Raw genomic sequence first — 20,201 nt, 5'->3', positions numbered from 1 at the left:
CCATGACCGAGCTCGTGCGTTTCATCATCGATCCCGCGGCGCCGGACCCGCATTCCGACAACGACCGGTTGCGCGCGGCCGGGCCGCTCGTGCCGGTGACCGCCGAGGGCGTGGACGCCTGGGCGGCCACCCGGTACGCGACCCTGATGACCGTCCTGACCCATCCCGACCTCACGAGGGAGATCCAGTACTGGGACCCGCTGGAACGCTCCACCTTGCCACCGGGGACCGCCATCGACCGCATCGTCACCGACATCTCCATGCTGAACGCCGACGGCGAGGAGCACCGGCGGCTGCGCGCGCCGCTCGCCGCCGGCTTCACCCCGCGCCGGGTGCAGGGCCTGCGGCCCAAGATCGAGGCGCTGACCGGCGCGCTGATCGACGACCTCGCCACCCTGCCCGCGCACGAACCCGTGGACCTGCGGGCGCGCTTCGCCTATCCGCTGCCGCGTGACGTCATCTCCGAGATGATCGGCATCCCGCCGGCCCACCAGGAGCGGATGCACGAGCTGACCGACGCCGTCGCGCACGTCAGCGAGGACCTGGCGGACGGCCCGCGGGTGCGCGAGGAGCTGCACGCGCTGCTGCACCGGATCATCGAGGAGCGGCGGCGCTCGCCCGGCGAGGACATCATCACCGACCTCATCAGGCTGCGCGAGCAGGACGGCGGCAGGCTCTCGGAGGACGAGCTGTTCGCCACCATCGACCTGCTGTTCATCGCCGGCCACGTGACGACGGTCAACCTCATCACCAACGCGATCGGCGCCCTGCTGCACACGCCCGGCCAGCTCGCCCTGCTGCGCTCGGGGAAGTGCCCGTTCAGCGCGGCCGTGGAGGAGACGCTGCGCTGGGACTCGCCGATCGCCTACTTCCCGTTCCGGTACGCCAAGCGCGACGTCGAGATCGACGGCGTGCACCTGCGCGCGGGCGAGGCCGTACTGGCCTGCTTCGCCTCCTCCGGACGGGACCCGGAGCAGTTCGGCGCGGACGCCGACCGCTTCGACCTCACCGATCCGCCGGCCTCGCACCTGGCCTTCGGGCACGGGCCGCACTTCTGCCTGGGCGCGCCGCTGGCCCGGCTGGAGGCGGAGATCGCGTTGCGGGCCCTGTTCACGGCCTTCCCGGCGATCAGGGCCGCCGGGCCACGGGAGGAGTTGCGCCAGATCGACACGTTGCTCGGCAACAGCACCCGTACGATGCCGGTCGTCCTCGGGCCCCGCGCCCGGTAGACGGCAGCGGCGCCGGAGGAATCGTGTTCCTCCGGCGCCCCGGCCACACGGGGGCGATAGCCTTTCACCGTGTCTCAGCCTGATCTGCACGCTCCGATGCGCCTGGCGACCACCATCCGCCCCTACGACTGGGGGTCGGTGACGGCCCTGCCCGCGTTGTTCGGCACGGAGCCGACCGGGCAGCCGCAGGCCGAGCTCTGGATGGGCGCCCATCCCGGCGCGCCCTCCACCGTCGGGGGCGTCCCGCTCGACGCCGTCATCGCCGCCGACCCGGCCGCCGCCCTCGGCCCCGGCACCGCCGCGCGCTTCGGCGGGCGGCTCCCCTACCTGCTCAAGATCCTGGCCGTGGCCCGCCCGCTGTCGCTGCAGGTGCATCCCAGCGCCGAGCAGGCACGCGCCGGCTACGCCGCGGAGAACGCGCGCGGCATCCCGCTCGACGCCCGCGAGCGCACCTACAAGGACGACGCGCACAAGCCCGAGATGGTGTGCGCGGTCACGCCGTTCCACGGGCTGTGCGGCTTCCGCTCCCCCGCCGCCACCGCCGGCCTGCTCGACCGGCTCGGCGTGCCCGGCCTGCGCCCCTGGATCGGCGCGCTGCGCGACGGCGAGCCCGCCGCGGCCCTGCGGACGGTCTTCGCCGAGATGCTCGCCGACGCGGCCGCGCCGCTGCGCGCGGAGGTCGAGCGCGCCCTGCTCGCCGCCGCCGACCCCGGCCTCGCCCCGTACGCGGAGATCGCCCGCGCCTGTCCCGGCGACCGGGGCGTGACCGCCGCCCTGCTGCTGCACCACGTCGAGCTGGCCCCCGGCGAGGCCCTCTACCTCGGGGCCGGCGTGCCGCACGCCTACCTCGGCGGCGTCGCCGTCGAGATCATGGCCAACTCCGACAACGTGCTGCGCTGCGGCCTGACCTCCAAGCACATCGACGTGCCCGAGCTGATGCGGGTGGTCGGCTTCGCGCCCGGCGAGCCGCACCGGATCGCCGCCGAGCGGGGCGGTCCAGGCGAGCTCCGCTATCTGCCGCCCGCGCCGGAGTTCGCGCTGGCCCGGCACGAGCTCGACGGCGAGCGGGGGCACGAGCTGCCCGGCGGCGTGCCGCAGATCGTGGTGTGCGTCGAGGGCGAGGCCCGGCTGGACGGCATCGCGGCGCTGCGACCCGGAGAGTCGGCTTTCCTCCCCGCCGAGGTTTCAAGCACCCGCCTTGAGGGTAAGGGGACGGCCTACCGGGCGGCCCCAGGAGCTTGAAAACCGGGCATGCTTGACAACTCGGGCATCTCGACGATGCAGCTTCATCCGCGGCGAACAGTGCCGTAAGTCCCCGTGCCTGCGGCCCTTCGCCGCTACCCCCAGGTTCCGCCGCCCGGCCATCATCATGGTGTCCCCGTTTTCCGGAGGTGAACCGATCATGGTTGGCGGTCGCATGCTCATGGAGGCGCCGGCTCTCGACGTCGAGCTGCTGGCGGTCAGGAAACGGCTCTCCGAGCTGGAGGAGCAGGTGCGCACGCTCAGCGCGGCGAACCTGGCCCTCGTCCGCGCGATGGAAGGGCTCGACAAGCGCGTACGCGCCCGCGAGGACGATCGGCCCCTGGCCCCCACCCTCTGAGGGCGCACGGGGACTGATCGTGCCGGGGCTCCTCGACGAGGAGCGCCCTCCACCACCTGCGGGTCCGGGCCGGCCACCTGGCCCGGCGCTGCCGCTGATCCCCGGCGGCAGCGACGACGCCCGCGACTTCACCGGCCTCCGCCCCCTCAGGGGCGCCGGCGGGCCCTGATGACGTAGTCCACGTGGGCGCCGGGGGTGCCGTCGGGCGCGGCGCGCTCGCGGGTGAACTCCTCGCAGGTCAGCACCTCCCATTCCGGCTCGCTCAGCTCGACCGCGTCGAGGACGTCGCCCGGCGTCGGGAAGGCGACCTCGACGGGCGGCCGCTCCACCCACGACGGCCAGCCCAGGTGCCCGATGATCAGCAGCGTCCCGCCGGGGACGACGGCCGCGGCGGCCTTGCGCAGGACCTCCTCGCGCGGCAACTGCACCGGCGAGTGCAGGTAGCTCGCGCTGACCAGGTCGTAGGAGCCGTCGGGGAAGGACGTCGCCAGGTCATGGCGGCGCCACTCGATCCGGTCGGCCACGCCCGCCCGCTCCGCCTCCTCGGCGGCGCGGTCCAGCGCCACCTGGGAGATGTCGGCGGCGGTGACCCGCCAGCCGCGCTGGGCCAGCCAGACGGCGTCGGCTCCCTCGCCGCAGCCGAGGTCGAGCGCGCGGCCCGGCGGCAGGTCGGCGGCCTCGCGGACGAGAGCGACGTTGGGCGCGCCGCTCCAGATGCGGTCCTGCTCGCCGTAGCGGCCGTCCCAGAACTCCTCCGCCGTGACCCCTTCGGGCACCTCGAACCCGCTGTTCCCGTGGCCGTGCCCGTGCCCGTGACCGTGCCCGTGACCGTGCCCGTGCTGGTTCTGCGGGGCGGAAGCGCGGAGGGCGGCGACCGCGCGGCGGTTCTCCTGCTCGATCAGGTCCCCGTTGATGGCCGCCCCCGCCCGTACGCCGCCCGCCGCCGCGGCGATGACCTGGTCGGTCACGTTGACGGCGTTGCCCGTCACCCACACGCCCGGCACGCGGGTGGCGCCGGTCGCGTCCGCGGGCACGTGGGTGCCGATCGCGTGCCCGGCCATGACCAGCTCCTCCGTCTCCAGTCCCAGGCCGGGCAGCAGGTCGGCGCGGGCGCTGAGCCGGGAGCCGGTGGCGAGCGCCTCGCACGCCACCACCCGCCCGCCGTCCAGCCGCACCCCGGCCAGCCGGTCCCCGTCGATCTCCAGGCCGATCACCCGCTCTTCCACCACGGTGACGCCCCGCGCGGCCAGCTTCTCGCGCTGCTCGTCGTCCGGCCGGGGCCCGTCGTGCAGGAAGAACGTCACATTCTCGCTCCACTGCCGCCACAGCAGCGCCTGGTGCACCCCCAGCGGCCCGGTGGACAGCACCCCGATGGCCCGGTCGCGCACCTCCCACCCGTGGCAGTACGGGCAGTGCAGCACGTCCCTACCCCACCGCCCGGCGAGGCCCGGCACGTCCGGCAGCTCGTCCACCAGGCCGGTGGCAAGCAGCAGCCGCTCGGCCACGACCGCCGTGCCGTCCGCCAGCGTCACCCGGAACGGGCCCGGCTCCTCGCCGCCCATGTGCTCGGCGGCGACGACGGTCCCGGTGACGATCTCGCCGCCGTACCCGGCGACCTCCTCGCGGCCGGCGGCCAGCAACTCGTGCGGCGGCATGCCCTCCCTGGTCAGGAAGGTGTGCACGCCCTGGGCGGGGGCGTTGCGCGGCCGGCCCGCGTCCACGACCAGGACCTTGCGCCGCGCCCGGCCCAGGGTCAGCGCCCCGCTCAGCCCGGCGGCCCCGCCCCCCACGATCACCACGTCGTACTTCGTGTTCACCACTTCGGCTCCTTCCGCGTCGCCTCGTGACGCAACTGTCCGCGATCAGGGGCCGAATTGACAAACTTCGTTGCCGGAATGGCAAAATCAACAGGGTGGAGGACCTCGACGAGACACTGCAGTCGGTGGGGCCGCGGCTGCGCGCCCTGCGCCAGGAGCGCGACGTGACGCTGGCGGAGCTGTCCAAGAGCACCGGCATCTCGGTCAGCACGCTGTCGCGGCTGGAGTCCGGGCACCGCAAGCCCACCCTGGAGCTGCTGCTGCCGCTGGCCCGCGCCCACCAGGTGCAGCTCGACGAGCTGGTGGGCGCGCCCGTCACCGGCGATCCGCGGGTGACCATGCGGCCGGTCAAGCGCAACGGCGTGACCTGGATCCCGCTGAGCCGGAGCCCCGGCGGGCTGCAGGCGGTCAAGCTGATCTACCCGCCCGGCTGGCCGGGCTTCGTGCCCGAGCAGAAGGTCCACGAGGGCTACGACTGGCTGTACGTGCTCTCGGGGCGGCTGCGGCTGCTGCTCGGCCCGCACGAGGTGGTGCTGAAGGCGGGCGAGGCGGCCGAGTTCGACACCCGCACCCCGCACGCCTTCCAGAACGTGGGCGACGAGCCGGCCGAGGTGCTGGCCCTGTTCGGGCCGCAGGGCGAGCGCATGCACGTACGCGCTCGTCCTGCTCCCAAATAGCCCCGGGGTCAGCCGCGGGTGTCGTCGGTGCCGAAGCCGTCCAGCGCCTGGCGCTCCTCGGCGGCCTGCAACTCCTGGAAGACGGTGATGTGCATGCCGCCCGGCGCGTCGAGGCGGGCGTTCAGCGACTGCCACGGGGTGACGGTCGGCGGCGCCACCTCGCTCGCGCCGGCCGCCACCAGCCGCTCGGCCGTGCCGCGCGAGTCGTCCACCTCGAACGCCACCCGGAACTTGGGCGCGACCTGCCGCCCCACCTCGACCTCGTCGATCATCTTCTTCTGCGCCGGGTTGGCGATCTCCAGGGTGGCCCGGCCGGCGTCGAGGATCGCCACCCGGGCGCCGTCACCGGTGGAGAAGGCCGCCTCCTCGTGCAGCCCCAGGACGTCCCGGTAGAAGGTCAGCGCGGCCTCGTAGTCCTCGGCCTCGACGACCAGGCGAAGCTGGCGGACCGGCTGACGGACCGGGCCGCGGTCCTCGGCGTTCGTGCTCAATGCGTGCTCCTCAGTGCTGCGCGGATGCTTCCCTCTCCGCAACCCGCGCGGGCCGCGCGATCATCCCGGGCCGGTCAGCCGCGTCCGTAGCGGTCCTCGGCCCGCCAGAAGTACCAGAACCCGCCGACGAGAGTGACCAGCGCCCAGCACAGGCACGACAGCCACACCGTGGGCGGGGGCGTGTGGCGGCTGAGGAGCAGGTCGCGCATGAACTCGATGAACGAGGCCGCCGGATTCAGGTACATCGCCGTCGCGACCCACTCGGGCAGCCCGGCCGAGCCGACGACCTTGTCGTGGATGGCGAAGAACACGCCCGAGGCGTACAGCCAGGTGCGCATGATGAACGGCAGGAGCTGGCCGAGGTCGCGCAGGGACGCCCCGAGCCGGGCCATGACCAGCCCCGCCCCGATGTTGAACATCGTCTGCAGCAGCAGGACCACCGGGACCATCAGCCAGAACCAGCTGATCGGCTCCCCGGTGATCAGCACGATCACCAGCAGCACGCCCATGGAGACGGCGAGCTGCTGCAGCTCCTGGATCGTGTACGCCAGCGGCAGCGAGGCCCGTGGGAAGTGCAGCGCCCGGATGAGGGACAGGTTCCCGGAGATGGACTTGGCCCCCGCGGTGACCGTGCGCTGCGTGTAGGTGAACACGAACATCCCGGTCAGCAGGAACGCCGGATAGTTCGGGATGTTCTTGCTGCCGCCCAGGATGAGGCCGAACATCACGTAATAGATCGCCGCGTTCAGCAACGGCGTGAGGACCTGCCACAACTGCCCCAGCGCCGACCCCGAGTATTTCGAGACGTTGCGCGAGGTGGCGTAGGTCAGGATGAAATGGCGCCGTTCCCAGAGCTGGCGCAGGTATGCGGGGAAGCGGGGGCGCGCGATGGCGGGGCGCAGCCCGTGCTTCCTGGCGAGCTCGGCGAGCGACCCGCTCTCGGGCGCGGTCTCTTCCAGTTGGCTCATGGGCACCTCGGTCGCGACGGTCCGACAACCGGGGATGCTAGCAAGGGAGCCGCGTGTCTTCCCTGCTTATGGCCGTGGACGGGCGGCGCGGCGTCAGGGAACGGTCACGCCGGTGACGGCGAAGCGCTCCACTTCGGCGACGTGGCCGCCGGTGGAGGCCACGACGGTCAGCGTCGTGCCGGGCGCCGGCCTGAAGGTGACCTGGGCCGACCAGGGGGACTTCTCACCGCCCGCGCCCACGCAGCAGTGCTCGCCGAGTGCCTCGCCGCCGCCGGGGCGGCGCACCTGGACGCGGATGCTCTCGTCCACGCCGGTGATCCGGCCGCCGACCGTCATCGGGGAGCCGACGGAGGCGCCGTACTCGGGGGTGGTGAGGGAGAAGGTGGTGTCGTCGGTGCCGACGACCTCCCAGGGGGCGTCCGCGCCCTTCCCGTAGCGGACCAGGTGGACGACGGCGGCGACCATCGGGCGCGGGCCCTCCTCGGCGGCGAGCCCGACGTGCACGCGGGCGTGGACGCCGTCGAGGTTCGTCTTCACCGCGCGGTCGATCTCGCTGAAGCCGAGGTGGTCGCGGGCGAAGCGGACCGCGGTCCTGGCCGGGTCGAGGTGCCAGGCGCCGGCGCCGTCCTCGCGGTGGCGGCTCCGCCACGCCTCCGCGGCCGCGGCGTCGGCGAACGGCCACAGCGGCTGGTAGCGCCCGGCCACGAGGTCACGGGACCTCGGCGGCGAGGCGCTCTCCGGCGATCCGGGGGTCGACGGCGGCGAGGAGGTCTCGGCGGGCGGAGTCGCTGAGGGCTGCGTCACCGAGGGCGGGGTCGCTGAGGGCTGCGTGACCGAGGGCGGGGTGCGGCCCGGCTCGCCCCCGCAGCCCGCCGCGGCCGCCCCCAGCGCGACCAGCAGGACCACGGCGCGCCCTGTACGTGCTGTCATGTCATGCCTCCTGGGGGTGGGGGTTCGGCCTGCCGTCGGGGGTCCTACCCTGCCAGCCTGAAGCCCCACCGCGCCGGGACTTCAGGCCGAATACGCTCCCGTCAGCCGGCGGCGGAACACCCAGTACGTCCACGCCTGGTACCCCAGCACCACGGGCGTGAAGACGGCCGCCACCCAGGTCATCACGGTCAGCGTGTACGGCGAGGAGGCCGCGTTCGTCACGGTGAGGCTGTTGGCCGGGTCGAGGGCGGGCAGCACGTTCGGCCACATGCTGGTGAACAGGGTGGCGACGAACGCGGCGATGGCCAGGGCGCTGCCGGTGAAGGCCCACCCGTCGCGCCCGCGCAGTGTGGCGATCAGCGCGACGGCGAGCCCGATCGCGGCCACGGCGACCGCGGCCCAGGACAGGACGCCGGCCCGCGCCATGAGGAGGAAGGCGAGGACCACGGCGACGGTGACCGGCGCGAGCGCGGCGGCGATCCTGGCCGCGCCCTTGCGCAGCTCGCCGGTGGTGCGCAGGGCGAGGAAGACCGCGCCGTGCTGGGTGCAGAGCAGCAGCATGGCCAGGCCGCCGAGCAGCGCGAACGGGTTGAGCAGGGTGAACAGGGTGCCGGTGTACTCGTGGTCGGCGTCGAGCGGCACGCCCCGCACCATGTTGGCGAAGGCGACGCCCCACAGCAGGGCCGGGCCGAGCGAGCCCCAGAAGAAGGCGCGGTCCCAGCCCTTGGTGCTGTCGCTCTTGCCGCGGTACTCCAGGGCCACGCCGCGCACGATCAGCGCCAGCAGGATGAGGAACAGCGGCAGGTAGAAGCCGCTGAAGAGGGTGGCGTACCACTCGGGGAAGGCGGCGAAGGTGGCGCCGCCGGCGACCAGCAGCCACACCTCGTTGCCGTCCCAGACGGGGCCGATCGTCTTGACGATGGTGCGGCGCTCGCCGTCGCTGCCGCCGAGGAAGGGCAGCAGGATGCCGACGCCGAAGTCGAAGCCCTCCAGGACGAAGTAGCCGGTCCACAGCACGGCGATGAGCAAGAACCAGACGGTGGTGAGTTCCATGGCCGGATCAGTTCCTTAGTAGGACAGGGCGGGCACGGGAGCTTCGGGTTCGAGCTCCTCCTGCGCGCCGCGCTTGATGAACTTGAGCAGCAGCCGCACCTCGATCACGGCGAGGACCGCGTACACGAGGGTGAATCCGACCAGGGTGATCGCGACGGAGGGGACGTCGGCGCTGGGCGAGACGGCGGCGGCGGTGCGCATGAGGCCGAACACCGTCCACGGCTGGCGGCCCATCTCGGTGAAGATCCAGCCGAGCGAGTTGGCGACGAACGGCAGTCCGATGCCGAGCATGGCCAGGCGGTAGGCCCACTTGCCGGCGGGCAGCCGGCCACGCCTGGTGAGCCAGAGCCCGGCGAGGGCCAGCAGCGCGGACAGCATGCCGAAGCCGATCATGAGCCGGAACGACCAGTACGCCAGGCCGACGACCGGCCGGTAGTCGCCGGGGCCGTACAGGGCCTGGTATCGCTCCTGGATGTCGTTGATGCCCTCGACCTTGCCGTCCAGGGTGTTGGTGGCGAGGAGGCTGAGGCCGTAGGGGATCTGCAGGTTGACGTGGTTGCGGCCGTTCTCGACGTCGCCGATCGCGAACAGCGAGAACCCGGCCGAGGTCTCGTCGTCCCACAGCGCCTCGGCGGCGGCCATCTTCATCGGCTGCTGCTCGGTCATGATCTGCGCCTGCCAGTGGCCGGACAGCGACACGCCGACCGCGGCGACCAGGCTGACGACCATGGCGAGCCGGGCCGCGGGGCGGAAGACGTCCACCTCGCGCCGGCGCATGAGGAACCAGGCGCTGACGCCGAGCACGAAGCCGCCCGCGACGAGGAACCCGCCGGCGATGACGTGCGGGAAGGTGACGAGCGTGGTGGAGTTGGTGAGCACCGCCCAGATGTCGGTCAGCTCGGCGCGGCCGTTGTTGATGCGGTAGCCGACCGGGTGCTGCATCCAGGAGTTGGCCGCGAGGATGAAGTACGCGGAGACGTTGGTGCCGATGGCGGCCAGCCAGATCGTGGCCAGGTGCACCTTCTTGGGCAGCTTGTCCCAGCCGAAGATCCACAGCCCGAGGAACGTCGACTCCATGAAGAACGCGATCAGCCCCTCCATGGCGAGCGGGGCCCCGAAGACGTCCCCGACGAAGCGCGAGTAGTCGCTCCAGTTCATCCCGAACTGGAACTCCTGCACGATGCCGGTCACCACGCCCATCGCGAAGTTGATGAGGAACAGCCGCCCCCAGAACCGGGTCATGCGCAGGTACTCCTGCTTGCCGGTGCGGTACCACGCGGTCTGGAGCCCGGCCACGATCACCGACAGGCCGATGGTCAGCGGCACGAACAGGAAGTGGTAGACGGTGGTGATCCCGAACTGCCATCGGGAGAGGTCGAGGACGTCCATGCGGATCAGCGTCTTGCATGATCTCGGGCCTCACCTAGGGACCGGGGGCCCTGCGACGCGGGACCTTGGTCCTCTCCCTCCGGGACCTCCGCCTGTCTGGGCCGGCTACCTGAGCAGGTCGCTCACGGGGCGGCGGACCGTCTCGGCGTCGTCGAAGGTGATCCCGAGCCGCATGATCATCTGCGGGTACGCGCCGTCGCACAGCTCCTCGCGCAGGAACGCGCGCAGGTGGTCCATCTCCAGGACCTGGGTGTGGAAGGCCGCGGACACGCCGTACGCGTTCGCCTTCAGCAGCACGTGCTGCAGCGCCTCGCCGGCCTTCAGCCAGTCCTCCCTGGTGTCGCCGGCGGTGGTGAGCACCATCACGACGCCGGGCGAGGTCGAGCCGGCCTGGTCGGCGGGGTTGCCCCAGTCGTGACGCCAGGCGTAGTCGCGCTGCGCGAAGGCGGGCTCGGTGCGCGGCTCGTCGTGCGGGTAGGCCCCGGCGGGCACGCCGTCCTTGCGCGCGCTGCCCGGCGGCCGGGCCCAGCGGACGACCTCCAGGTGGCGGGGCCGGTCCTCGCTCTGCACGATCTGGGCGGCCCGGGTCAGCGCCGCGACCGCCTCGGCGGCCGGCGGGGCGAGGACGAGCAGCGCGGCGCCCTCCTCCCCAGCGGCCGTCGCCAGCGCCTGGACCAGCCGGTCCGGCACCGGCAGGGTGGTGAACCCGGACCGGTGCGTACGCCGCCGCTCGATCTCCCCGGCCAGCACCCGCGTGTGCTCGTCGGGCTCGGTCCCGGCGCCGGGCCGGACGAGGGCGAGCAGCGACGGGCGGTCGGGGTCGGGCAGGACGCGCACGACGGGCTCGAAGCCCGCGCGGCGGATCGCGGTGCGGACGTTGAACAGCGCCGCGCCGCAGCTGATGAGCAGCTCCCGGCCGGCCGGGTCGCCGACGCGCAGCCGGCGCTCGGTGTCGGCGCGCAGGGCGATCTCGTCGCCGGACACGGCGAACGACCAGGGCTGGGTGTTGTGCACGGACGGGGCCCAGCGCGCGGCTTCCAGCGCGGACTGGACGGCGTCGCTCGCCGTACGGATGCTCATGTCTCCACCTCCAGCGGACGATACGACCAGTTCATCACGGGGTAGGGCGGCAGGTGAGGGCCGAAGGTCCCCTCGGGGCAGAGGCGTCGGGCATCGCGAGCGGCCCGGCCGGCACGCGGCCTGACCAAGGACCGCCTGACCAAGGACCGCCTGCCTCGGGACTTCCGTCCCTACTCCCCCGGCCCGCCGGGGGATGTGATGGAGGCGACCGCGAAGGAGGCAGGCATGCGAATGACCGTAGCGGACGTCATGACCGGCGAGGTCGTCTCCGTCACCGAGGAGACGCCGTTCAAGGACATCGCCCAGGCCCTCATCGAGCACGGCATCAGCGCCGTCCCGGTCGTCGACGGCGACCGGCACGTGGTCGGCGTCGTGTCCGAGGCCGACCTGCTGCGCAAGGAGGAGTTCCGCGAGGAGTTCTACCGCGAGGGCTACCGTCCCCCGCTCCGCGCCCGGCTGCGCCACCCCAAGGGCCGGCAGAAGGCCGAGGGCGACACGGCCGCGGAGCTCATGACCCGTCCCGCCGTCACGATCACCGGCGAGGCCTCGGCCGTCTCGGCCGCCCGGCTCATGGACGCCCACGACGTCAAGCGGCTGGCCGTGGTGGACCACAACGGCCGCCTGACCGGCGTCGTCAGCCGGCGCGACCTGGTCAAGGTGTTCCTGCGCCCGGACGAGGAGATCGCCGAGGAGGTCCGCGACGAGATCCTGGACCAGGCGCTGTGGGTGGACACCGCGGGCGTCCACGTGGAGGTGCACCAGGGCGTCGTCACGCTCACCGGCTGGATGGACCGCCGCACCGAGGCGGCCATCGCGGTGCGCATGACCGGCCGGGTCAACGGCGTGGTCGGCGTGGCCGACAAGCTGACCTGGAAGCAGGACGACACGAGGTGGGAGGCGCAGTAGCCATGCTGGTGCGCGAGGTCATGAGCACCCCGGCGATCACGGTGCGCCGCACCGATCCGGTGCGGCACGCCGTCCGGGTGCTCCACCGCAACGACATCACGGCCGCCCCCGTCGTGGACGAGGGCGGCCGGCTGGTGGGCGTCGTCAGCGAGATGGACCTGCTGCGCGGCGAGTTCGGCCCCGACCCGCGCGCCACCGCGCGCCGCCTGCCGCTCCCCGAGATGCCGCCGCCCCGGCAGGTGCACGACGTCATGACCGGCGCCGGCGAGGTCGTCACCGTCACGGAGACCACCGACGTCACGACCGCGATCGAGCTCATGGTGGGGAGGCGGATCAAGAGCCTGCCCGTCCTGCAGGGCGAGGAGATCGTGGGCATGGTCAGCCGTCGCGACCTCATGGCGATGCTGACCCGTACCGACGAGGAGCTGCGCGCGGCGGTCGAGGCCGCGCTGCGCGAGCAGTACCCCTTCGGCCCGCGCTGGACGGTCGCCGTGCACGACGGCGTCGCCGAGCTGCGCGGCCCCCGTCACGAGCACGCGGACAAGATCGCCGACGTGCTCGCCCGGACCGTGCCCGGCATCGTCAGGGTGAGGCATCCGAGATGATCGGCACGGCGCGACCGGCTTCCCTCGGATGATCTTGGCGCGGTAGCCTTCGACGTCCCCTCGCCGTGGAAGGACCGCCGGTGTTCCGTCTCCTGGCCGTGCTGGCGGCCGTCACGCCCGCTGTGCTCGCGTCGATGCTTCCCCCCGAGACGTGCGGGTACTTCGGCTACCAGATGCCGGAGCCCTCCGCGCTCGCCGTGGTGCTGGGCCTCTGGATGGCCGTGGCGGCGCTCGGCGACACCCTCGTCAGCGGGCGGGTCGCGACGGCCGCCGCCGTGGCGTTGCTCGTCCCGGCGCTCTACACGCCGCTCGCCACGGTGCTGTCGGGCGCCGCGCACGACTGCTCGGACCTGGTCGGATGGCCGTACGTGGCCGCGGCGGTCATCGGCGTGATGGCGGCCAGGGCCGCGCGGGACGTCACTCCGGCAGGTCGCGGGTGACGTCGGGGACGGGCGACCCGAGGCGGGGCGGGCGGCGGTAGCCGGTGGGCGGCGGCCGTTCGGGGATCTCCAGCGGCGCCCGCCGCACCTCGTGGTACGGGATCGAGGCCAGCAGGTGGGAGATCATGTTGATGCGGCCCCGCCGTTTGTCCTCGCTCTCCACGTCGTACCAGGGGGCCTCGGGGATGTGGGTGTGCACCATCATCTCGTCCTTGGCCCGCGAGTAGTCCTCCCACCGGGTGATCGACTCCAGGTCCATCTCCGACAGCTTCCACCGCCGCATCGGGTCCCCGAGCCGGTCGCGGAAGCGCCGCTCCTGCTCGGCGTCGCTCACCGAGAACCAGTACTTGCGCAGCAGGATGCCGTCCTCGACCAGCAGCCGCTCGAAGATCGGGCACTGGTGCAGGAACCGGGTGTACTCCTCCTGGGTGCAGAAACCCATGACCCGCTCCACCCCGGCCCGGTTGTACCAGCTCCGGTCGAACAGCACGATCTCCCCGGCCGCCGGCAGGTGCGCCACGTAGCGCTGGAAGTACCACTGCGTGCGCTCCCGCTCGGTGGGGGCGGGCAGGGCGGCGATGCGGGCCACGCGCGGGTTGAGGTATTCGGCCACCCGCTTGATCGTGCTGCCCTTCCCCGCGGCGTCCCTGCCCTCGAAGATCACGACGACCCGGTGGCCACCGGTCTTCACCCACTCCTGCAGCTCGACCAGCTCCGCCTGCAGGCGGAGCAGCTCCTTCTCGTACGTCTTGCGCTTCAACCGGCCGGTCCTCCCATCGGTGCTCATCCTGGCAGCCAACCGTGTCCCGGCCCGCCGGGGCAAGGATCAGCGCACCACGGCGACGGCGCAGCGGGCGTGGTGGAGGACGCCGCGGCTGACCGAGCCGAGCAGGGCCGAGCCCATCGCCCCGCGCCCGTGCGAGCCGACCACCACGAGGTCGGCCTGCGCGCCGGCCGCCGTCAGCACGTCCACGGGGTGCCCGGAGTGCGTCTCCTCGATGATCTCGACGGCCGGGTGCTCCGCGCGGAAGGACTCCAGCGCGGCGGCGACGAGCTGGTGCTGGGCTTCGCGGATCTCGTCCACGTCGTAGGCGATCTCCGGCGCGAACGCGTGCACCGGAAGCTGCCAGGCGTGCACCGCCCGCAGCTTGGCGCCGCGCAGCTCGGCCTGGCGGAAGGCGTAGGCGAGGGCGGGCCGGCACTCGGGCGAGTCGTCGACGCCGACCACGATCTCGCCGCCGGCGGGCTGCCGTGCGGCGCGCACCACGACGACGGGGCAGCGGACGTGCCCGGCCACGTGGGTGCTGACGGAGCCGAGCAGCGCCCCGGCGAAGCCGCCGAGCCCCCGGCCGCCGACCACGATCTCGCTCGCGCCCTCGGCCTCCTCGCGCAGCACGACGGCGGGGGCGCCTTCCACCTCGCGCGTCTCCACCTCGGCGTGCGGCTGCCGCTCGCGTACCAGCGCGACGGCCTCGTCCAGGATCCTGCGGCCCTCGCGCAGCAGCGCGTCGGGCAGGACGGGGGTGGGGAACCTGCCGATCTGGTACGGCGTGCGGTCCACGGCGTGCACGATCCGCAGCGGCTCCCGCACCCGCAGCGCGTCAGCGGCGGCCCATTCCACGGCCGCTCGCGCCGCCACCGATCCGTCGACGCCCACAACGATCATGACTTCCTCCTTGGCCGCTCCTGCTGACACCTCCAGTCGACCGCGCGGGCGGTGGCCGGGTGCAGGGCCGGAGGTCCCGGGGCGCCGGGTCCAACGGCCCATCGGCGGGCCGGGCCAGGGCTGGCCAGGGGTCTCGCGGGTAGCGTTCAAAACATGGCCACCGTTTCGGCGGAGCTGCGTCCGGCGCCGAGGTGGCTCAGGAACGGGGGAACCATCATGACCGGAACCGGCGATCTGGGCCGGCGCCTGATCCATCACCGTGAGCGTCTCGGCCTGACCCGCGAGCAGGTCGCCGCCCGCGCCGAGATGTCGGCGGGCTACCTGCAGTACCTGGAGGAGTACGCCGACATGCCGGACACCGGGTCGCTGCACCGGCTGGCCGACGCCCTGGGCACGACGATGGACGAGCTGCTCGGCGGCGGCCTGGAACGGCCTCCCGGGCGCGGCCCGGCGATGGCCCACCCTTCGCTCGAGGTGCTGGACGAGGACGAGTGCCGGCGGCTGATCGAGCCGGGCGGGATCGGGCGGGTGGCCTTCTCCGGCTCGCGCGGGCCGACGGTGCTGCCGGTGAACTACCGGATGCACGGCGGCGCGGTCGTCTTCCGCACCGCCCACGGCGGGCCGATGGACCAGGACCTGCGGTCGGGGGTGGTAGGCGTCGAGATCATGATCGCCTTCGAGGTGGACCACATCGACGAGGCCCGCAGGGAGGGGTGGAGCGTGCTGGTGCAGGGGGCCGCGCACCACGTGCCGGAGGAGGAGTCGGCCGCGACGGCCGGCGCCGGGGTGACGCCGTGGGCGGGCGGCGAGCGCCACCTGTACGTCAGGATCGTCCCGCAGCAGATCACCGGGCGGCGCATCCACGGGCTGTGATCACCTGGTCAGGGCGCCGTAGTGCGCGGCGACGGCGGCGAACGCCTCCTTCGGCTCCCACGGCAGGTCCGGGTAGGTGGTGCCGCGGCCGTCGGCCAGCACCTTGACGATGCCGTAGCTGGCCAGGTCGAGGTCGTCGCGCGGGTCGCCGTCCGGGCGGTGCACGTGGTCGTAGAGGGCCAGGATGAACACGAACGCGCTGTCCACGCCGGCGGCGTCGAACACCTCCAGCAGCTCGCGCACGTGCGCGGCCTGGCCGGGCTCGTCGCGCTCGTACACGCCGCGCAGGCGGACCGGGCCGTGCTCGTCGTCGTACTCGACGGCGTCCAGGGCGGTGGCGCCCAGGTCGCCCGCGCCCCGGTAGCCGGCCGCGCCGAACTCGGTGACGGCGACCGGCTTGCCCTGCGCGACCAGGGCGCGCACGCCGTCCTCGAAGCGGTCGGCGACCTCGGCCGACCGGTAGAGGTCCACGGAGACGAGGTCGAACGGCGTCCAGTCGACGCGTTCGAGCGGGATGGAGGCGTAGGTGACCCGGCCGCCGAACCGTTCGCGGACCAGCGCCACGGCCTCGCAGAGGAAGTCGTTGACCCGGGAGCTCACCTCGGCGACGCGCTCCGGCAGGCCCTCGCCGCGCAGGAGCCCGTCGAGCCGTTCCCTGAGGCCGCCGCCGGGCAGGAAGCCGGGGTTCATCAGGCTCAGCTCGGCGCCGGTGACGAAGACGACCTCGGCGCCGCGCCGCCTGACGCGCTCCGCGCGCTCGGCGCAGTCGGCGAACAGCTCCAGGCACTCCTTGCGGGTCAGCTCCAGCGGGTAGGGCGAGAACCAGACCTCCAGGCCGAGCTCGGCGGCGCAGGCGGCGGCGAACTCCAGCCGGTCGGGGTCGCCGCCGATCACGCGTACGGCGGTGCAGTGCAGGTCGTCGCGGATGATCCGCAGCTCGCGGCGGACCATGTCGTGGTCGAACTCCCGGCGGGAGAGCTTGCCCTTGTTGAGGAAGCCGGTCTCGTAGCTGATGCCTTTGGCGCGCATGACCGCACGCCTCCTTTCATTTAGGGTACGGCCAGTACCGTAGACTCGAGCAGCGCAGGGCACAACCCCGCTCCGTTAAGGTACGGACGTGAGCGATTCGACGAAGCGGCCCCGCCGCCGGGGCGCCGCGCTCGAGGAGGCGATCCTGCGCGCCGCGGCCGACGAGCTGGCCGCGTCCGGCTACGCCGGCTTCACGATGGACCGCGTCGCCGCCCGCGCGGGCACCAACAAGAACGCCCTCTACCGCCGCTGGCCCAACCGCCTCGCCCTCGGCGTGGCGGCCTACCGCCTGCTGGCCGCGACCGTCCAGCCTCCCGACACCGGCGACCTGCGCGAGGACGCCCTGGAGATGCTGCGCAGGGCCAACCGGCACTGGAGCTCACCGCTCGGCATGATCCTGCGCGAGCTGATGGCGGCGGCCGGGGGCGCGAGCGAGCTGCTGACCCGCCTGCCCGACCAGTCGACCGACACGACGGCCGCCACCTGGCTGACCATGCTCGGGCGCGCGGTGGCCCGCGGCGAGGCCGCCCCGGAGGCGCTGCACCCGCGGGTCGCCACCGTGGCCATGGTGCTGCTGCGCAACGAGTTCGTGGTGCGCGGCCTCCCTACCGCGCCCGACGACGTCCTCGTCGAGATCGTCGACGAGGTGTTCCTGCCGCTGGTGCGCAGGCGCGGCGCGGCGGGCTCATGACGTCTCCAGCACGATGGTGGTGCCCTGCGTGTCGGAGCGCAGGGTGAAGTGCTCGACGTTGTTCCTCGCCAGCCAGAGCCCCCGGCCCCGCGGATGGTCCGGCGGCGGCAGGCGGGGCTCGGCCGCGCCGCCCGGCCCCTGGTCGTCCACGCGGCAGAGGAGCCGGGGGCCCTGCTGCCACAGGCGCAGCCGGCCGTGCCCGCCGCCGTGCCGTACCGCGTTGGTGGTGATCTCGTTGACCGCGACGACGAAGCGGTACAGCGTCAGGCCGCTCAGCCCCCATCCACGGCAGGCGCGCTCCACCTCGTGCCGGAGCCGGACCAGCGTGTGACGGTCGAACTCGCACGCCAGCAGGGCCTGCGGGCCGGCCGGTTGCGCCTCGGAGTTCCCTTGCCCGCTCATCGCGTCTCTCCGGGCAGGAGCGGGCGCGCGGCCAGGATGCAGGTGTCGTCGTCGGGGTTGGCGTGGCGGAGCTGTCTCAGCAGGTCGGCCAGCGGATGGGGGGCGGGCTCGGCGGTGATCCGGTCGAGGACGGCCAGCACGGGGGCGAGCCCTTCGTCGAGGTTGCGCCGGCGATGCTCGACGAGGCCGTCGGTGTAGAGCAGCAGCACGTCGCCGGGGCGCAGGCGGGTGGAGGTGGTGGCGTAGCGGGCGTCGGGGAAGGCGCCGAGCAGCGGCCCGCCGGGCCGGTCCAGCTCGACGGTCCGGCCGGCGCGGGCCAGCAGCGGCGGAGGGTGCCCGGCGCGGGCCCACACCAGGCGGCCGGTGGCCGGTTCGTAGCGGGCCACGACGGCGGTGGCCGTCACGGGCACCCCGCGCGGCGGGCCGGTCGGGTCGCCCGCGAACAGCAGCCGGTTGAGCGCGGCGAGCAGCCGGGCCGGGTCGCGGGTGGTGGTGACGGACAGCGCGGCCAGGGCGTGGCGGAGCCGGGCCATCGCGGCGGCCGCCTCGATGCCGTGCCCCGCCACGTCGCCCACGGCGAGCAGGACGGCGCCGTCGCCGGCGGGCGCCGCGTGGTACCAGTCGCCGCCGACTCTGCTGGCCTGCTCGGCGGGCAGGTAGCGGACCGCGACCCGCAGGCCGGGCAGGTCGATCGGCTCGTGCGGCATCGGCAGCACGATCTGCTGGAGCCGCCCGGCCAGCTCGTGCTCGGCGGCGAGGATGCGCTGGTGCTCGCGGAGCTGCTCCTCGACCTCGGTGAGCCTGAGCCGGCTGGTCTCGCGGGCGGTGACGTCCTGGAGGATCCCGTACACCTTGACCGGGGCGCCCGCCGCGTCGCGGACCGCGTCCACGACCATGCGGACGTGCTTGACGCGGCCCGCCACCTCGATGCGGAAGGTGGCGTCCACGGCCTCGCCGCGGCCGAACGCCTCCGCCGCCTCGCGGCGGACGGGCAGGTCCTCGGGCAGGACCAGCGCCTCGCTCTCCTCGCGGGGCAGCGGCCCGGCGGCGGGGTCGCGCTCGTAGATCTGGTAGAGCCCGGCCGACCAGCGGGTCCGCCCGTCGACCAGGTCCCATTCCGCCCAGCCCATGTTGCCGAGGCGCTCGGTCTGGGCGATGCGCTCGGCCAGCCGCGTCTCCTCGTCGTGGCGGACCCAGCTCTGCAGCAGGCCGTCGCCGACCGGCCACACCTTCACGGTGAGCAGCACCTCGACGGGCGCGCCGTCCGCCGAGCCGGCGTAGGGGACGGGGCCGACCTCGCGCGGCCGGCCGTCGCGCAGCGTCTCGCGCCAGGCGTCCCAGATGGGGCCGCCGACCACCGAAGGGTAGATCTCGCTCATCCTGCGGCCGAGGATCTCCGCGCGGTCGCGCCCCGACAGGTCCACCACGGACGGGGCGGCGGCGGCGATGACGTAGTCGGCGACCTGGCCCGTCACGTCGTACTCGGGGAGGATCAGGATGTGACGCTCGGGCAGGGCGTCGATGACCTGCCGCACGGCCTCGATCCACGCCCGCCGCGGCGGCGCGGGCTCGCCGGGCGCCTGACCCGCCGGCCCAGGGGAGAGTGGGGCGGGCGACAGCGTGGGCGGCGGGGCGGGTGGCAGCGTGGCGTGGCGGGCGGGGCTCCGGCGGGACGGCAGGGCGGCCTCCACGGTGGCGGCCAGCCCGGCCTCGCCGCGCGGCGGCAGGCGTTCCAGCGCCGCCAGCACCTCGGCGGCCAGCTCATGGACGGGCCGCCGCCGCTCGGCCGCCAGCCGCACCAGGTAGGCGTGGGCCTCCCCCACCCGGCAGCCGGTCCGCCCGGCCAGCAGGCCGCTCGCCCGCGCCAGCAGCACCTCGGGGTGGGAGCGCGCCCGCGCGAGGCGGGCGTCGAGGTCGGCCAGCCGGCCGCGGTAGCCCTCCAGCGGGTCCGTCATTCGAGGCCGAACGCCGTCAGCAGCCCCGTCGTGCGCAGTTGGTCCAGCATGCGGCGGGTGGGGTTCTCGACGCGGAAGTCGGCCTGCGCGGCCAGGGCCACGCGCATGGCGTCGACCAGCACGCCGATCCCCGTGGAGTCCATGAACGTCACCCCCGCCAGGTCGACGCGGACCGCCGCGGGCCGCCGCTCGGACACCGCGTCCGTGATGATCTTGTGGATCTCGGTCGAGTTCGTGAAGTCGATCTCGCCGCGCAGCGTCACGCGCAGCGCGCCGTCGTCGTTGGTGTCGACCAACACCTCATGCATGGTGTTTACCCCCTCCAATACCGTTCGAGAAGATGAAACCGGCATGAACGCCACGACTTACCGACTCCGCGACTCTGCGTCTCACACGGGTT

Annotated in this window: 22 protein-coding genes; 9 read left to right on the top strand and 13 right to left on the bottom strand. The window is 73.5% G+C overall.

The window, feature by feature from the left end:
• Positions 1 to 2 precede the first annotated feature (2 nt).
• The 3 genes from SMD20_RS06640 to SMD20_RS06630 all read left to right on the top strand — a co-directional run bounded on the left by SMD20_RS06640 (position 3) and on the right by SMD20_RS06630 (position 2,829).
• Positions 3 to 1,229, top strand: a complete 1,227-nt coding sequence (locus SMD20_RS06640) for a cytochrome P450 family protein (protein WP_329576286.1) — start codon at positions 3 to 5, stop codon at positions 1,227 to 1,229.
• Between the two features lie 69 nt (positions 1,230 to 1,298).
• The gene (manA, locus tag SMD20_RS06635) at positions 1,299 to 2,471 is read left to right on the top strand and encodes a mannose-6-phosphate isomerase, class I (protein ID WP_329576284.1); all 1,173 of its coding nucleotides are present in this window, start codon (positions 1,299 to 1,301) and stop codon (positions 2,469 to 2,471) included.
• Between the two features lie 160 nt (positions 2,472 to 2,631).
• The gene (locus SMD20_RS06630) at positions 2,632 to 2,829 is read left to right on the top strand and encodes a hypothetical protein (protein WP_329576281.1); all 198 of its coding nucleotides are present in this window, start codon (positions 2,632 to 2,634) and stop codon (positions 2,827 to 2,829) included.
• A gap of 146 nt (positions 2,830 to 2,975) precedes the next feature.
• On the opposite strand, the gene SMD20_RS06625 is transcribed toward SMD20_RS06630, so the two are convergent.
• Positions 2,976 to 4,649, bottom strand: a complete 1,674-nt coding sequence (locus SMD20_RS06625) for a bifunctional NAD(P)/FAD-dependent oxidoreductase/class I SAM-dependent methyltransferase (protein WP_329576278.1) — start codon at positions 4,647 to 4,649, stop codon at positions 2,976 to 2,978.
• A 92-nt stretch (positions 4,650 to 4,741) separates the two neighbouring features.
• Here SMD20_RS06625 and SMD20_RS06620 point away from each other — a divergent pair, with 92 nt between their 5' ends.
• A complete protein-coding gene (locus tag SMD20_RS06620) occupies positions 4,742 to 5,323 on the top strand; it encodes a helix-turn-helix domain-containing protein (RefSeq protein WP_329576275.1) in 582 nt (193 codons plus the stop codon).
• An 8-nt stretch (positions 5,324 to 5,331) separates the two neighbouring features.
• On the opposite strand, the gene SMD20_RS06615 is transcribed toward SMD20_RS06620, so the two are convergent.
• The 6 genes from SMD20_RS06615 to SMD20_RS06590 form a co-directional block, all read right to left on the bottom strand.
• Entirely contained in the window at positions 5,332 to 5,814 is a 483-nt protein-coding gene (locus SMD20_RS06615) for a VOC family protein (RefSeq protein ID WP_329576273.1), read from the bottom strand.
• Positions 5,815 to 5,888: 74 nt separating this feature from the next.
• A complete protein-coding gene (locus SMD20_RS06610) occupies positions 5,889 to 6,782 on the bottom strand; it encodes an ABC transporter permease (protein ID WP_329576270.1) in 894 nt (297 codons plus the stop codon).
• A 93-nt stretch (positions 6,783 to 6,875) separates the two neighbouring features.
• Complete coding sequence (locus tag SMD20_RS06605; RefSeq protein ID WP_329576267.1) at positions 6,876 to 7,712, bottom strand: hypothetical protein; 837 nt, start codon at positions 7,710 to 7,712, stop codon at positions 6,876 to 6,878.
• An 81-nt stretch (positions 7,713 to 7,793) separates the two neighbouring features.
• Positions 7,794 to 8,765, bottom strand: a complete 972-nt coding sequence (gene cydB / locus SMD20_RS06600) for a cytochrome d ubiquinol oxidase subunit II (RefSeq protein WP_329576263.1) — start codon at positions 8,763 to 8,765, stop codon at positions 7,794 to 7,796.
• Between the two features lie 15 nt (positions 8,766 to 8,780).
• Positions 8,781 to 10,154, bottom strand: a complete 1,374-nt coding sequence (locus SMD20_RS06595) for a cytochrome ubiquinol oxidase subunit I (protein WP_329576260.1) — start codon at positions 10,152 to 10,154, stop codon at positions 8,781 to 8,783.
• 105 nt (positions 10,155 to 10,259) lie between these two features.
• A complete protein-coding gene (locus tag SMD20_RS06590) occupies positions 10,260 to 11,234 on the bottom strand; it encodes an Acg family FMN-binding oxidoreductase (RefSeq protein WP_329576257.1) in 975 nt (324 codons plus the stop codon).
• Between the two features lie 225 nt (positions 11,235 to 11,459).
• Between SMD20_RS06590 and SMD20_RS06585 the strand changes: the two genes are divergently transcribed.
• The 3 genes from SMD20_RS06585 to SMD20_RS06575 all read left to right on the top strand — a co-directional run bounded on the left by SMD20_RS06585 (position 11,460) and on the right by SMD20_RS06575 (position 13,185).
• Complete coding sequence (locus tag SMD20_RS06585; RefSeq protein ID WP_329576255.1) at positions 11,460 to 12,140, top strand: CBS domain-containing protein; 681 nt, start codon at positions 11,460 to 11,462, stop codon at positions 12,138 to 12,140.
• On the top strand, positions 12,125 to 12,745 hold the full coding sequence (locus SMD20_RS06580; protein WP_329576252.1) for a CBS domain-containing protein: 621 nt from the start codon (positions 12,125 to 12,127) through the stop codon (positions 12,743 to 12,745). Before SMD20_RS06585 ends, SMD20_RS06580 begins: the two co-directional genes overlap by 16 nt.
• A gap of 80 nt (positions 12,746 to 12,825) precedes the next feature.
• On the top strand, positions 12,826 to 13,185 hold the full coding sequence (locus SMD20_RS06575) for a hypothetical protein (protein ID WP_329576249.1): 360 nt from the start codon (positions 12,826 to 12,828) through the stop codon (positions 13,183 to 13,185).
• Here SMD20_RS06575 and ppk2 read toward each other — a convergent pair.
• Entirely contained in the window at positions 13,163 to 13,972 is an 810-nt protein-coding gene (ppk2, locus tag SMD20_RS06570) for a polyphosphate kinase 2 (RefSeq protein ID WP_329576246.1), read from the bottom strand. The genes SMD20_RS06575 and ppk2 overlap by 23 nt on opposite strands.
• 39 nt (positions 13,973 to 14,011) lie before the next feature.
• Positions 14,012 to 14,851 (bottom strand): universal stress protein, encoded by an 840-nt coding sequence (locus SMD20_RS06565; protein ID WP_329576243.1) that lies wholly within the window; start codon positions 14,849 to 14,851, stop codon positions 14,012 to 14,014.
• A 216-nt stretch (positions 14,852 to 15,067) separates the two neighbouring features.
• Between SMD20_RS06565 and SMD20_RS06560 the strand changes: the two genes are divergently transcribed.
• Positions 15,068 to 15,724, top strand: a complete 657-nt coding sequence (locus tag SMD20_RS06560; RefSeq protein ID WP_329576239.1) for a helix-turn-helix domain-containing protein — start codon at positions 15,068 to 15,070, stop codon at positions 15,722 to 15,724.
• On the opposite strand, the gene SMD20_RS06555 is transcribed toward SMD20_RS06560, so the two are convergent.
• Positions 15,725 to 16,753 (bottom strand): hypothetical protein, encoded by a 1,029-nt coding sequence (locus SMD20_RS06555; protein ID WP_329576236.1) that lies wholly within the window; start codon positions 16,751 to 16,753, stop codon positions 15,725 to 15,727.
• A gap of 88 nt (positions 16,754 to 16,841) precedes the next feature.
• On the opposite strand from SMD20_RS06555, the gene SMD20_RS06550 reads away from it, so the two are divergent.
• A complete protein-coding gene (locus tag SMD20_RS06550) occupies positions 16,842 to 17,444 on the top strand; it encodes a TetR/AcrR family transcriptional regulator (RefSeq protein WP_329576233.1) in 603 nt (200 codons plus the stop codon).
• Here the strand turns inward: SMD20_RS06550 and SMD20_RS06545 are convergent.
• The 3 genes from SMD20_RS06545 to SMD20_RS06535 are packed head-to-tail and all read right to left on the bottom strand — an operon-like array spanning position 17,439 to position 20,109.
• Complete coding sequence (locus SMD20_RS06545; protein WP_329576230.1) at positions 17,439 to 17,846, bottom strand: ATP-binding protein; 408 nt, start codon at positions 17,844 to 17,846, stop codon at positions 17,439 to 17,441. The genes SMD20_RS06550 and SMD20_RS06545 overlap by 6 nt on opposite strands.
• Positions 17,843 to 19,801 (bottom strand): SpoIIE family protein phosphatase, encoded by a 1,959-nt coding sequence (locus SMD20_RS06540; protein ID WP_329576227.1) that lies wholly within the window; start codon positions 19,799 to 19,801, stop codon positions 17,843 to 17,845. The genes SMD20_RS06545 and SMD20_RS06540 overlap by 4 nt, the downstream gene beginning before the upstream one ends.
• Entirely contained in the window at positions 19,798 to 20,109 is a 312-nt protein-coding gene (locus tag SMD20_RS06535) for an STAS domain-containing protein (RefSeq protein ID WP_329576224.1), read from the bottom strand. The genes SMD20_RS06540 and SMD20_RS06535 overlap by 4 nt, the downstream gene beginning before the upstream one ends.
• Positions 20,110 to 20,201 lie beyond the last annotated feature (92 nt).

Source organism: Nonomuraea sp. LP-02, assembly GCF_036289125.1.
Taxonomy (GTDB): Bacteria; Actinomycetota; Actinomycetes; order Streptosporangiales; family Streptosporangiaceae; genus Nonomuraea; species Nonomuraea bangladeshensis.
The sequence above is the reverse complement of the archived record's forward strand: the minus strand, read 5'-3'. Positions and strand labels throughout refer to the sequence as shown.